This is a genomic window from Paenibacillus sp. FSL E2-0178, from assembly GCF_038593005.1.
GTDB classification, from domain to species: Bacteria; Bacillota; Bacilli; order Paenibacillales; family Paenibacillaceae; genus Paenibacillus_AQ; species Paenibacillus_AQ phytohabitans.
Map to the genome: position 1 here is coordinate 2,521,469 of NZ_CP151953.1, position 13,832 is coordinate 2,535,300.

9 protein-coding genes are annotated in these 13,832 nt (G+C 52.0%); 3 read left to right on the forward strand and 6 right to left on the reverse strand.

Going from position 1 to position 13,832, the window contains the following annotated elements; all coding sequences use genetic code 11:
- Nucleotides 1–80 precede the first annotated feature (80 nt).
- Entirely contained in the window at nt 81–2,144 is a 2,064-nt protein-coding gene (locus MHI42_RS11175) for a methyl-accepting chemotaxis protein (protein ID WP_171718855.1), read from the reverse strand.
- A 181-nt stretch (nt 2,145–2,325) separates the two neighbouring features.
- Nucleotides 2,326–3,348: a glycoside hydrolase family 130 protein gene (locus MHI42_RS11180; RefSeq protein WP_342423796.1), complete on the reverse strand. Its 1,023-nt coding sequence runs from the start codon at nt 3,346–3,348 to the stop codon at nt 2,326–2,328.
- 267 nt (nt 3,349–3,615) lie between these two features.
- Between MHI42_RS11180 and MHI42_RS11185 the strand changes: the two genes are divergently transcribed.
- Genes MHI42_RS11185 through MHI42_RS11195 form a run of 3 tightly spaced genes read left to right on the forward strand, consistent with a single transcriptional unit; the run spans nt 3,616 to nt 7,011 of the window.
- A complete protein-coding gene (locus tag MHI42_RS11185) occupies nt 3,616–4,578 on the forward strand; it encodes a 1,4-beta-xylanase (protein WP_342423797.1) in 963 nt (320 codons plus the stop codon).
- Between the two features lie 46 nt (nt 4,579–4,624).
- A complete protein-coding gene (locus tag MHI42_RS11190) occupies nt 4,625–5,839 on the forward strand; it encodes an AGE family epimerase/isomerase (protein WP_342423798.1) in 1,215 nt (404 codons plus the stop codon).
- Nucleotides 5,839–7,011 carry a glycosidase gene (locus tag MHI42_RS11195; protein ID WP_342423799.1) on the forward strand — a complete coding sequence of 391 codons (1,173 nt, stop codon included), beginning with the start codon at nt 5,839–5,841 and terminating at the stop codon, nt 7,009–7,011. Before MHI42_RS11190 ends, MHI42_RS11195 begins: the two co-directional genes overlap by 1 nt.
- A gap of 114 nt (nt 7,012–7,125) precedes the next feature.
- Here the strand turns inward: MHI42_RS11195 and MHI42_RS11200 are convergent, their stop codons facing one another.
- The 4 genes from MHI42_RS11200 to MHI42_RS11215 form a co-directional block, all read right to left on the reverse strand.
- On the reverse strand, nt 7,126–8,088 hold the full coding sequence (locus MHI42_RS11200) for an alpha/beta hydrolase (RefSeq protein ID WP_340988353.1): 963 nt from the start codon (nt 8,086–8,088) through the stop codon (nt 7,126–7,128).
- 123 nt (nt 8,089–8,211) lie between these two features.
- Nucleotides 8,212–9,276 (reverse strand): LacI family DNA-binding transcriptional regulator, encoded by a 1,065-nt coding sequence (locus tag MHI42_RS11205; protein ID WP_340988354.1) that lies wholly within the window; start codon nt 9,274–9,276, stop codon nt 8,212–8,214.
- 226 nt (nt 9,277–9,502) lie between these two features.
- Nucleotides 9,503–11,500, reverse strand: coding sequence for a methyl-accepting chemotaxis protein (locus MHI42_RS11210; protein WP_342423800.1), 1,998 nt, complete (start codon nt 11,498–11,500; stop codon nt 9,503–9,505).
- A gap of 861 nt (nt 11,501–12,361) precedes the next feature.
- The gene (locus MHI42_RS11215; protein WP_342423801.1) at nt 12,362–13,684 is read right to left on the reverse strand and encodes a U32 family peptidase; all 1,323 of its coding nucleotides are present in this window, start codon (nt 13,682–13,684) and stop codon (nt 12,362–12,364) included.
- Nucleotides 13,685–13,832: the final 148 nt, after the last annotated feature.

The window sequence follows — 13,832 nt, forward strand, 5'->3', positions numbered from 1 at the left end:
ACTATGGGTTCTATTATGCCCACCCCAAACCGCAAAAAAACCGCTTCCCCCGAAGGAAAAGCGGTTAATGTACTTGCAGCTTACACGCTAAATTTAGACAATCTTTCATTAAGCTTGGACGAGGCATTCTCCAGTTTGGCGGAGAGATTGACCAGATACTCGCTCACGCTCTCCTGCTCGCCGGTGAGGGATGCAACCTCTTCAGAGGCGGCAGAGGATTCTTCAGCAAACGAGCTGACATTGCCAATCGTCTCGGACAGTACTCTCTGCGAGTGGTTTAGTCCGTCAATGGATGTTGACACGGAATCCAGCCGGGTGATCAGATGATTCATTTGCCCCTGTACACTGACGAAGATCTCGCTGGTGTTCTGAACATAGGTCATCTGTTCTCCAAACAAAGGTGCCACCTCGGATAATGCGGCTACAGTCTCATGCATGTCATTCATGATTCTGTCGGTAATCTCAGCCACTACTGCAATGGAACGCTTGGACTGTTCAGCCAGCTGGCGGATTTCATCAGCGACCACGGTGAAGCCTTTGCCTGCTTCGCCTGCCCGGGCTGCTTCAATTGTAGCATTAAGCGACAAAATATTAGTCTGCTGGGTAATGTTCTGCATGACCTCAAGCACCCGGATGACTGACGAGGTGGTATCCTTCAGTTCATTGACCTTAATGACGAGCTTCCCTGTCCTATCGCCGGTCTCATGCGTTCTGCCCAGCAGCTCCTGCAGCTTGACGACACCTTCCCTGCTGGACGCCTGTACGTTATGTGCAGTCCCGCCAATCTCCTGGGCCGCAGCAATCACCGCATCCATCCGCTCGGAGATCTGGGCGGTCATCTCATTTCCGCGGTCTGCTTCCAGTGCCAGGTTGCCTGCACCGCCGGCAATCTGTTCAGTTGCTGCGGCAATATCCTGTGCGGCCACTGCGGTCTCACGGGATGCATTGCCCAGGGCATCTGCGGTCTCCAGTACTTCACGTGCGGTCTCATTGGTGTGCACGACCAGCTCTGTGATCCGTTCCATCATCATATTGAAGGAGCCTGACAGCTGGCCGATTTCATCATGCGAGACTACCTTTGTACGCACGCGCAGGTCACCTTCTGCCCCTTGGAACATGAGGTCCCGCAGGCGCGACAGCGGCCGTGAGACCATCCGTACCATCCAGAGGCCAATAAGAATGGCGATGACGGCAGCGGCAGCCACTGCTATGTAAGTGGTGTTAAGGATCCGTCCCGCATCTTTAATCAGATTCTCGGAAGGGACAACGCCAAGCAGTCTCCAGCCCGAGCTCTCCAGCGTACCATACACGGCAAGAATGGATTTGCCCTTCTCATCCTTGGTCGGCAGGGAGCCTGAGCTCTCGCTGAGTCCCTTGAACAGGGTGCCTCCCAGACGCAAGTAAGTGTCTGTCTCCTGATGCTGGGAAGAGGCAATCATCTCATCTTTGGTAGTCAGCAGCTGGATATAAGAGTCCATCCCCAGATCGACTTTGCTGAGGTGGCTGGCCAGCTCCGTAGTCTTGATGTCACAGACCGCTATGTATCCTAAGCTTCCGGCTTCCCCCGCTACGGACTTGGCGAAATGGACCACGCCTTCTGCTTCCCCTTGCTTCAGGGCCTCGGTAATCCACAAGCCCTGCGGCTTATCCTGAAGTTGCTTGTACCACGAAGCTTCGCGGGCACCCGCCAGGAATTCATTGTCCACAGCCCCCGCCGATGCGGCAGGCAGTGCTTCATTAAGAGGAATCAGATAAACCGCTTGCACATTAGTAACTGCAGAGAGCCAATGGTTCAATTCGCCGCTGATCACAGCGGCCTGTTCCGTCCCCCCGCCTGCGTCAGCAGCACTTTCTTCCGAGACTGCCTGCCGGATATCCTTATTGTAGAACAGCTGGCCCAGATTATCTTCAAAGCGCAGCAGAGTTACATCAAGCTTCTCTGCCGTTTGCTCGACTGTCTGCTGATTAGCGGACAGTGCATTGTTCTCGATTGTTTGTTTGGCAACAGAGTAGGATGTATAGCCCAAAGACAGGACGATTCCCATCGTCGCAACGAAAAACACGAGAAAGAGCCGCACCCCCAGCGACTTGGAGGGATGCAGCCGAGTAAGAATACTTTTACCGCGAACTGTTGACTTGCTCAAAAAATCACCGCCGGATCTGCTGTATTCTTGTAGGGAATGATTCCGCACAAGGCCAGTATTAATAATATACCATCAGATCTTGTAACGCTGTGATTTTGTTGTATGAGATGAGTACCATAGAATGCGGACCAACGGTGTCAGGTGAAAAGGACTCTGCCGCCTTATCCGATCTAGATTTTGCCTAGATTTTGCCTAAATCCGCATCATCGCCAACCTCTTCATGGGTGTCGATCACGTAGTTGACGATTTCCTGCACTGTCGTATATGCAACACCTACATAAGTGTCAGCCGCCCCGTAGTAGATGGCAATGCGGCCCGTTTCGGCATCATTCAAGGTCGCGCACGGGAAGAGCACATTGTTCACGAAGCCTCTCTCCTCATACCATTCTTCCGGTGTAAGCACGAAGTTCCTGGAGCGGTATTTGACTCTCGACGGCTCGTCTTTATCCAGAATAACCGCACCCATGCTATACACCAGACCGTTGCAGGTTCCAGTTACACCATGGTAGAACATGAGCCAGCCTTCGGAGGTTTCAATCGGGGCGGGACCGCCGCCAATCTTGGTGCTCTGCCACCAGCCCTGTCCGCCTCTGCTCATCACATGACGGTGTTTGCCCCAGTAGACGAAGTCAGGACTCTCACTCAGGAAGACATCGCCAAACGGGGTATGACCGCTGTCGCTTGGACGGGAGAGCATCACGAAGTTGCCGTTAAGTTTCTTAGGGAACAGCACGCCGTTGCGGTTGAACGGCAGGAATGGATTTTCCAGGCTGATGAAGGTCTTGAAGTCCTGCGTTCTGGCTACACCGATGGCGGCGCCGTAGAAATCCGTACACCAGATAATATAGTACGTATCTTCAACCTTAACCAGACGCGGATCGTAGGCATATCTCGGCATGTAGGGGTTGCCTTGTTCATCAATGAACGAAATGGGAGCGTCTTCAATTTTCCAGTCCAGTCCGTCATGGCTATGGCCCATACGCAGATGAGGGCGGGTTGTATTATCCTCTACCCGGAATACGCCGAGGAAGCTTCCTTCATAGGCAATTACCGCACTATTGAAAATACGTGCAACCCCTTTGGCCGGATTACGTTTGATGACCGGGTTGTCATTGTGTCTCCATACCGGATTCTCATTTCCTTCCGGTCTGTCCTGCCAAGGCATATTCGGAATGTTACTTCCGGTCAGTTGAACTTCTCTCATAGCAATAGTCTCCCTTCAGATTGGCGCAGCCGCGGCTGCAGTTGACTGATGATTCCGTCCACTCCGCAGAATGGACATACATAGAGGCCGGTTTCAGGCTTCCCGCACAATTCCCCCTTGAAAACATTCATAAAAAGCGTTATAACTTAATTGTATTCTTGTTATCGTTAAATAACAATAACATAATAACAAAATACAAATAAATTATTATTTTTGTTTTATACACTATATTTTTTTGTTCATTCTACAGCAAAGCGAGGTTACCACATGTCACTGCTTAGCGAGTATATCGGAGGCGTAACCTGGGGGTTCATGGGCAGACGGGGAACCTGGGCCAATGATGCAGCGGAGTCTTCCATGGAGCTGATGAAAAGGTCTACCGGTGCGAACTGGACCGCCATCGCATTCAGCGCACTTCAAGCTACCCCGCAATCTACAGAAATCCCCTATTGGTCAGAACCCACGGTCAGTGATGAAGAGGTACGCTGGGCCATCCGCCAGGCAAAATCACTTGAACTGAAGGTCTGCCTGAAGCCCATTGTGAATTGTGCAGACGGCACATGGCGGGCTCATATCAACTTCTTCGACAAGGATGTTCCCTGCGAGCCGAAATGGTCAGAGTGGTTCCGTTCCTATACAGCCTTTATCCTTCATTATGCTGTGCTTGCCGAAGAGAGCGGCTGCGAGATGTTCTGTGTCGGCTGTGAGCTGGTCCAGACGGACCGGCGGGCCGCAGAATGGCGTGCCCTGATTGCCGAAGTCCGCAAGGTGTACAGCGGTGTAATCACCTACAACTGCGATAAGTATCAGGAGGATAACGTGAGCTGGTGGGATGCGCTTGATGTAATCTCTTCGAGCGGCTATTATCCCGAGCAGGACTGGGAAGTACAGCTTGACCGGATTGAGGCGGTGGTCACGAAACACGGCAAGCCCTTCTTCTTCATGGAGGCGGGATGCCCCAGCCGGACCGGCAGTGCCGCCATCCCGAATGACTGGAGTCTCGAGGGCGGCCCGGATCTTGAAGAGCAGAGCCGGTTCTACCTTGCCATGTTCGGCGCCTGCGGGAAGCGGGACTGGGTACAGGGCTTCATGCTGTGGGATTGGCCGGCACAGCTCTATCCGCTGGACGAAGCAGCAGGCAACGATGATTACTGCATGTACGGCAAGCCAGCGGCAGGCATTATTGAAGGGTATTACAGTTCCAAGACGAAATCCCCGCATACCTTATAGCCTTGATTTCAATATCTACCATTACTGTTTAGGAGTGAACAACCATATGACGAAATCGCCACAGATTTGGCGGAATGAAATGGAAGCAGAGCTGAAAGACAATATCCTCAGCTTTTGGATGAAGCATACCCTGGATGACAAGCATGGCGGATTCGTAGGTGAAATAGATAACCAGATGAATATCAATCCGAAGGCCGGAAAAAGCCTGGTGCTGAACGCGCGGATTCTGTGGACCTTTGCGAGCGCTTACCGCATGTATGGCAACGCTGAATACCTGACTATGGCTGAACGGGCCCACGCCTATTTGCTTCAATATTTCACCGACGCCGAATACGGCGGCTATTACTGGATGGTAGATGCGCCGGGCGCCCCTTCCGAACGCAAAAAACAAATTTACGGCCAGGCCTTCGCCATCTACGCCCTGGCTGAGTTCCACCATGCTACCGGACGCCAGGATGCACTCGATCAGGCTGTGGCACTGTTCCGTCTGGTCGAGCAATACGGCTATGATCCGCTTAATAAAGGTTATATCGAAGCCCTCTCTGAGCAGTGGCAGATGACAGAGAATTTAAGCCTCAGCAGCAAGGACATGAATGAGAAGAAATCGATGAACACCCATCTGCATGTGCTGGAAGGCTACACCGGCCTGTACCGTGTGTGGAAATCCGAGGAACTTCGGGTCCGGCTGGCTGAGCTGATTGAGGTCATGCTCCTCCACATCATTGATAAGGAGGGCAAGCATTTCCATCTGTTCCTGGATGAGGAGTGGAATATCAAGTCCGACCATATCTCCTACGGTCATGATATCGAAGGCAGCTGGCTCCTGGTCGAAGCGGCTGAAGTGCTTGGGGATGAGGAGCTGCTGCACCGGGTGCGCAGTGTGGCTTTGTCCATGGCCGAAGCAACATTGGCTGAAGGCATTGACGCTGACGGCGGAATCTGGAATGAGGCGGATTCGAACGGGCTGCTGGATAAGAATAAAGACTGGTGGCCGCAGGCCGAAGCGATCGTCGGCTTCTATAATGCCTACCAGCTATCCGGAGATCCGAGGTTCCGCGATGCTGCTGAGGCAGCCTGGACGTTCACTAACAGCTACATGGTCGATCATACCTTAGGCGAGTGGTTCTGGGCCGTTGATGAATCCCTGCAGCCGCTGGCGCATGCCTCCAAGGTCAGTGCCTGGAAATGCCCTTATCATAACAGCAGAGCCTGCTTTGAAATGATCGGAAGACTGACAACAACCTCAAAGGAGACTAAATAATGAGCACATTATTCACAGAACGCAAGGCGCAGTTAACAGAACGATACGAATCACTGATTGGCCGCAAAAATGAGAAGATTCCCTTTGGCAACGGTACCTATGACCGTTATCAATACCCGCTGCTCACAGCGGAACATGCGCCTCTGATCTGGCGTTATGACTTTAACCCGGCAACCAATCCTTATTTCGCTGAACGGATCGGCGTGAACGGCATCTTCAACCCGGGGGCCATTGAGCTGGACGGCAAGTTCTACATTGTGGCCCGTGTCGAGGGGAATGACCGCAAATCCTTCTTCGCTGTAGCCGAGAGCGACAGCGGTGTAGACGGCTTCCGCTTCTGGGATCATCCGGTTGTCCTGCCGGAAACTGAAGAGCCGGATATCAACGTCTACGATATGCGTCTGGTGAAGCATGCCGACGGCTGGATCTACGGCCTGTTCTGCACTGAGCGCAAAGATCCCGCTGCCCCGCACGGCGATCTGTCCAGCGCAGTTGCCCAGTGCGGAATCACCCGCACTAAGGACCTGAAGACCTGGGAACGTCTGGCTGACCTCAAGACCGGCTCTGCCCAGCAGCGTAATGTGGTGCTGCATCCTGAATTCGTAGAGGGTAAATATGCCTTCTACACCCGCCCGCAGGATGGGTTCATTGATGCAGGCTCCGGCGGCGGCATCGGCTGGGGACTGTCCGATACCATTGAGAATGCTGTAATTACCAGCGAATCCATTATGGATCAGCGTTATTATCATACGATCAAGGAAGTGAAAAACGGCCAGGGCCCGGCGCCGGTCAAAACCCCTCAAGGCTGGCTGCACATCGCCCACGGTGTCCGCAACACTGCTGCGGGACTGCGTTATGTACTGTACGCATTCCTGTCCGATCTGGATGAGCCGAACAAGGTTACCCATGCTCCCGGCGGACATTTCATCGCTCCGGACGGTGAAGAACGCGTCGGCGATGTATCCAATGTTGTATTCTGCAACGGCGTAATCGCCCGGGACAACGGGGACATCTACATCTACTACGCTTCCTCCGACACCCGGATTCATGTAGCTACCACTACGGTAGATCAAATGCTTGATTATGTACTGAATACTCCTGAAGATCCGCTCCGCTCTTATGCCTGTGTCCAGCAGCGCATTGCCCTGATTGACCGGAATCTCCAGCTGTAATTGCAGCTGTAATATCCGTATGAGGGCAGATTGCACGAAGCAGTTATACCAGTAAAAAGGCAGTACCTGCAGAATGCTCTGCCGGTACTGCCTTTTATTCGTTTGAGCCGCTGGCTATAAGGTATTCAATAATTCGGTGACGTATTTAACGACAGTCTCCGGTCTGTGAATGGGAATGGAATGCCGGGGATCTTCTTCGGTAATATGCTGTACATTTGGGGTCAGCCTGGCTAAGCGCTGCTGGCCTTGCTTCCATTCTTCATCCGGACTGCCTGCGCTAAGCACCGTAATGGGCAGCTTGCTGCTTAGCGGCTCTGCCGCCTTCAGCTGCAGGGCACTCTCTTCCGCGCAGAGCAGTTCTGCATATGCGGCCCGGTAAGCACTCTTGCGGTATCCCAGACTTGAGGCGTTTTTTTGGATAGCTGCCGGGAGTCTCCGCCCTCCTACAGGCCTTCTAAGCAAGCGGGGAATCCCCGCAGGCGCCAACAGATAACCCAGCTTATATTGCCGTCTGTTCGCCTCCCGCTGCTGTTTCCGGCGGTTGCTCATTTCATCCGTAAGATAACGGCTCTCATGTACAGCATCAACCAGCAGCAGCCCCTCCACTTCATCCGGATATTCCCCAGCAAAACATCTCACAATCATGCCTCCATAGGAATGGCCCACCAGAATATAGGGAGGCTTGCAGTCCATTGCCTTCAGCAGTTCCCTGAGCTCCCGGACGTATTTCCTGCAGGTTGCACTTTCCGGCTGGCTGCCGCTCCCGCTCCAGCCCAGGCCTGCCCGGTCATACGAGACCACCTTGGCATACAGCGACAGCTCCGGCTGCACCATTGACCAGTCCAGGGATGATCCGCCCATACCCGCTTCCAGAATTACGGTGTGGTCTCCCTTCCCCATAACATGGGCATGAAGGCAGGCATCCTGCACAGGAACCATTTCTCCAGGAGGCTTGTAGGTTAGAGCATCACGCTTCGTAAGGACATATTGAACGATGGACAGCGGTGAACAGATTATTGAAATGAACCGGTGCAGAGCCTGCTCGTTCTGCGGAATCGCGGCCATGTGTAAGGTCACACCCTTCTCTTAACTGATGTCCAAATTATATAGGCGTGTGCTCAGGCCAAAAAGAGAAACTATAACCGGGACATTTCCTATTTTACCTTCGATTATCCTGCACGAAATACAATATAATTCCAACTATGCTCTTGGTCCAGTCACCGAATCCCGGTGGACAATGTCGGCAGCAATCAGGATCTTCTCCAGCGGTGCGGCAGGGTTATGGATACGGTTCAGCAGCTTCTCTACAGCCGCCCGGCCCATTGCCTCTTTCGGAACATGAACAGTAGTGAGCGGGGGAACCCCCCGTGTGGCGTCCTCAATATTGTCAAATCCGGTTACCGAAACTTCACCCGGGATGACAAAGCCTTCTGCTTTGAGCACATCACTAATGGTGAGCGCAATGAAATCATTGGCACACACTAGTGCGGTTGGCAGACTTTTGGTTTTCTTGCGTCTCTGCAGCCATTGCTTAAAGCTCTCATCAAAAGTTCCATCATCCATTCCCTCCAGCTGCAGCATTTCATCATCCCCGGCAGGCGTCTTCATTCCATTCTCTTCCAGGGCGCTGCGGAAGCCGATCCAGCGGTCACGGAAGCTGCGGGAATAGCGGATATTTCCGATAAAATGCAGCTCTGTATGTCCCGTGCCCATCAGGTGATTGCTGAGCCGGGTCATGGAATCCGTATTATTGGCGAATACGGTATCGCTTGGAATAAGCGGATCTTCATGGTCAATCAGCACCATCGGCAGGCCGATGCGGTGCACCTCCAGCAGCAGTGAGGTCGAGATCTGGCCCACGCCAATCAGCCCGAGCAGTCCGTTAGGGTTGAGAATATTGACGAAGTTATCCGTCCGGTGCTCAGAGACTATGACCATGCCCAGACCTTCCTGGTCCAGCGCCAGTGCAATACCGTCTACAATCTTCCCCCAATACAGGGAATCCTGGGTTTGCGAACGGATATTAGGCATCAGCACCAGCACAGATTGTTTGTTCCGGTCACTGTCCGCAGACTGCGGAGGACGTTTGATGCTTTGAACATAGGCATTCTTTTGAGTGAAATAGCCTAATTGCGAAGCCGCCTGAATGACCCGCTCCCGGGTAGTTTCGTTGACGCCGCCTTTGCCGGACAGGGATTTGGACACGACAAACTTGGAAACGCCGAGATGGTCGGCGATTTTTTGCATAGTGACTTTCTTAGCCATATATAAGACCTCCAGATACTATTCACGGTTTCACATAACGAGTCTTTATTCATTGTTGCTAACTTTTTCGGAAATCATAACATTTAGCTAACAAAATAATTATACGGGGTCGCGAACCGATGCACAAGCATAAAGAAACCGCTCCTTCCCGGATGGAAAGAAGCGGCGGAATGCAACATTTATATACCTGAAACTATTCAATTTGTTATTGTACGTTGCCAGCTGACTATATCTTAAACAGTGACAGCTTGCTCTCCAGCTGTGTCGATGCACTTTGCAGCTTACCGGACAGCGATACGAGCTGATCACTAACATTCTGCTGCTCATTGCTGAGGGAAGCAACTTCTTCAGAAGTAGCAGAAGACTGCTGTGCAACCGCACTTACATTGCTCATGGCATCGGACAATACGCCTTGGGAATGATTCAGGCTGTCAATTGCACCGGTGACCGATTCCAGGCTGGTAATGAAGTCTTCCATTTGACCCTTCACCGATACGAAGATGTCACTGGTACTCTTGACTGAACTCATCTGTTCCTTGAACAGCGGGGCCACTTCTGACAGTACAGCTACTGTCTCATCCATTTCAGCCATAATCTTGTCTGTAATGCCGGCAACCAGGGCGATAGACTGCTTGGATTGGTCAGCGAGCTGCCGGACTTCACCAGCTACGACCATGAAGCCTCTGCCTGCTTCACCCGCTCTTGCCGCTTCAATCGTTGCATTTAGAGACAGGATATTCGTCTGCTGGGTAATATTCTTCATGACATCCAGTACCTTAATCACCGAATATACCGTGTCCTTCAGGTTGTTGACCCGGTCCACCAGTGCGCTGGTCATCTCACCGGTGCGGCCCGTCTGTTCCAGCAGCTCTTCGAGCTGGCTGGCACCGTGTCCGCTGGCTTCCCCTACTCCGCGGGCGGCCTGATCCATCTCGGCATTAGCAGCAATAACACTCTGCATCTGCGTAGCAATCAGATCCGTCAGCTCATTGCCGCGTTCCGCTTCCTGCGCCAGGCTTCCGGCACCGCCGGCAATCTCTTCCGTAGCAGCAGCAATCTCCTTGGCAGAAATCGCCGTCTTGCGGGAAGCATCGCCCAGATCATTGGCTGTTTCAAGCACCTCACGCGCAGTTTCCGTTGTCTGGGCAACCAGCTCGGTGATCCGCCCCATCATCAGATTGAAGGAGGCGGACAGATCTCCAATCTCATCCTTCGAGACATACTCTGTACGGACGCTAAGGTCACCCTGAGCCCCCTGAACCATAAGATCCTTCAGACGTGCCAGCGGCTTGGCGATCATCTGTACCATCCAGAAGCCGACCAGAATGGCAAGCAGGGCTGCAGCTCCAGCCGCTATGAATGTTGTGAACAGAATCGGAGTGGCAGCCTCAACCAGCTGGCCGGTAGGAACAACTCCGGCAAGCTTCCAGTCCGCCTTCTCCATCGGGTTGTAGACAGCCAGGACATCTTTGCCATTCGCATCCTTAGCTTCCTGACTCTCGCTGTTCTTCTTGCTCTCCATAATAAAGTTAAGCTCTGAGACCTTGCCGTCCTCTGCCGGTACGGAAGAAGCAACTACCATTCCTTCCGGTGATACCAGCTGAATCCGCGAACCGTCCCCAAGCTTCACGCTCTCGAAGGCTTCTTCAAGCAGAGTGCTCTTAAGCTCAAGCAAAACAACATAACCTGCATTCGAGCCCAGGTTCTTGAGTGATCTGACCATAGCGATATTCTTGCCGCCATCGCCTTCAACGGAAGTCGGGAACCAGTAGTTCTGTGCGGACTTCGCTTCCGAGGTATAGTATGGCTCATATGAGGTTGAATTTTTGACAGCAGTCTTGTACCATTCCTGATCTCTTAAGCCGTCCACGGTAAGACCGGAGCTCCCGCTCGATATGATCGTCATCGCAGGATCCTCTGGAATCAGTGAGATCGCTACGATATTGGAATCTGTTGTAGTCTGGCTGGAGAGCTTTTTGCTGATGGCATCTGTAGCCACAAATTTATCATAACTGCTCGCAGCAGCGGCAAGCTCAGTCAGATTCGATTGCATTTGCGTATCGAAATACAGCTGAAGTGCCAAATTTTCATACTGCTTCAAGGTAATATCAAGCTTCTCCGAAGTCTGGATAATCGTCTGCCGGTTGGCTTCGGATACATTATCCTTAATGGTATTCTTGGCTTTGTTGTAAGACAGAATCCCCAGGAACAGTACAACAATCACAATAGAAGATAAGAATATCAGGAAAAGCTTAACACCAACTGATCTCAGCGGGTTAACTCTCTTAACCTGGCGTACTGAACCATTCAGTACGTTCTTTAAAGTTAGTTTTTGAACTGCCGCTTTACTTGTTGACTGGGTATCACCTGCTTGGCCTGTCTCAGCCTTTTGTATAACCTTAGGCTTTTTACTGTTCTTTCCCACTTTAATCCTTCTCTCTTTCGGTTTGTCTCTGTCGCTCTCCGGATTTGGAGCCCCCATTACAATCACCTGCCAATTAGATTAGAAGACGTATGTAAGCGTTACCTGTGATATATATCGGCACAAAGGCTCATTTTTCTTAGTATTTTATAGAAATTGCTTCAGAATTTTTATGTTTTTGTCGAACTGCATAAGTATTTTGGTCTAGAACTAAAATCCCCCTACGGGTGAATCAAACCGGAGCGTATGAAGCTCCCCGGTTTCCTTATTTTCCAGCCGGAACCTGGCAGACGCTCCAAGGTCACATCGGCTTGTGAGGAGGACTGAGATTCCGCTATTCGGCCAAATCTGGCGAAATCTCGCGACAATCGGACTGAGATTCCGTTAATTGCTCTGAATCAGCTCATTTGAAGCTTAGAAGAATAAGATAAAGGATTCTCAGTCCGCTCCATCCAGAATAGGCAGGCTTTTGGGAAAATAGCGGCTTCTCAGTCCGGGTTCAGGAAGAGGAAGCATTCTACTCCCAGCAGAGCTGCCGGAAAAGTTCATTCCGCACTCATCCTTATTCAGCACCAGCCTGCTTTCCGGCGGATTCCAAGGAATATACGCAAAAAAGGACGCCCTTCTAGAAGAAGGACATCCCTTTAAATCATTCTTATGATTTTATTTTCTTTTACGCATCATGTCAAAGTAAGCTACAGGCTGATCCACCTTCATGCGCACCCGCTGCAGCGGATGACGGGCAACGTCCAGCGGATTCCCCGCCTCGTCCCACAGCTCGCCGACAGTCTGCTTGAAGAAGGTGTCATCCGGTCCGAAGAATTCCACTTCCTGGCCCGGCTTGAAGTTATTGCGCTGCTGAACGAGTGCCATGCCGCTCTCCGCATCATATTCCAGCACCAGGCCGGCGAAATCATAAGGCGCTGCTTTCTCTTCCGGCTCATAAATATGATCCTCATGATCCGGCGTATCGTAGAAGAAGCCTGTATTGAGCGGTCGGTTAGCGGCCTTCTGCAGCTCTTCCAGCCATTCCGGCTTCAGCACATAACCTTCCGGGTCCTCCATATAGGCATCGATCGCTTTGCGGTACGCATTGACCACCGTTGCCACGTAATGGATCGACTTCATCCGGCCTTCGATCTTGAAGCTGTCAATCCCGGCTTCGATCAGCTCAGGAATACTCTCCAGCATGCACAAATCCTTCGAACCCATCGAGAACGGATTATCCTCCGGCTGATGCAGCGGCAGCTGGGTTACGCCAGGCTGCAATGCCTGAGGCGCCACTGCCTGGTCCTCTTCCGATACCCAGGTTCCTTCCGGACGGCCATCTTCGAACAGGTCGTATTTCCAGCGGCAGGACTGGCAGCAGCCCCCGCGGTTGGAATCGCGGTCTGTAAAGTGATTGGACAATACACAACGTCCTGAATACGAGGAGCACATCGCACCGTGGATGAAGCTCTCGATCTCAATGTCCACATGCTGCTTGATCTCGGCAATCTCCTCCAGGCTGGTCTCCCGGCCAAGCACGACCCGCGGCAGTCCTTCCTGCTTCCAGAAAGATACTGCCTGCCAGTTGAGCGTGGACTGCTGGGTGCTCAGATGCACCTCAAGACCCGGTACCAGGCGAAGCGCGGTATCCACAATCACCGGATCGGCTACAATAATGGCAGCAATGCCGGCTTCATATAAGTTACGCAGGTATTCTTCAATCCCGGCGATGTCTTCATTGTGAGCATAGATATTCGTCGCTACGAATACTTTGGCACCATATTTCTTGGCAAATTCAACGCCCTCGCGCATTTCCTCAAAAGTGAAATTATCCGCTCCCGAGCGCAGGCCGTATTTCTGTCCTCCGATATATACTGCATCCGCACCATAATGCACGGCGAATTTCAATTTTTCTAAGTTTCCTGCCGGAGCCAGGAGCTCCGGTTTGTCCAGACGGTAACGTTTGCCCTTGAATTGGGGCTTGGTCATGGTTCCCATTCCTGTTCTCCTCCTAATTGTCACAGCGAGTTAAAAAGCTTGAGCAACCTACATCCAGGTGTTAAACGCTGCTGCGGTGAAATTTGGACTTACGGCCGCTGTTATGTTTGGATTTCCTGATTTTAATCCGCTAATAGCGGGTGAAATC

Coding starts and splice junctions, on each gene's coding strand:
- MHI42_RS11190 (WP_342423798.1), top strand. CDS start 4,625: ATGACGAAATCGCCACAGATTTGGCGGAATGAAATGGAAGCAGAGCTG.
- MHI42_RS11185 (WP_342423797.1), top strand. CDS start 3,616: ATGTCACTGCTTAGCGAGTATATCGGAGGCGTAACCTGGGGGTTCATG.
- MHI42_RS11195 (WP_342423799.1), top strand. CDS start 5,839: ATGAGCACATTATTCACAGAACGCAAGGCGCAGTTAACAGAACGATAC.
- MHI42_RS11180 (WP_342423796.1), bottom strand. CDS start 3,348: ATGAGAGAAGTTCAACTGACCGGAAGTAACATTCCGAATATGCCTTGG.
- MHI42_RS11205 (WP_340988354.1), bottom strand. CDS start 9,276: ATGGCTAAGAAAGTCACTATGCAAAAAATCGCCGACCATCTCGGCGTT.
- MHI42_RS11215 (WP_342423801.1), bottom strand. CDS start 13,684: ATGGGAACCATGACCAAGCCCCAATTCAAGGGCAAACGTTACCGTCTG.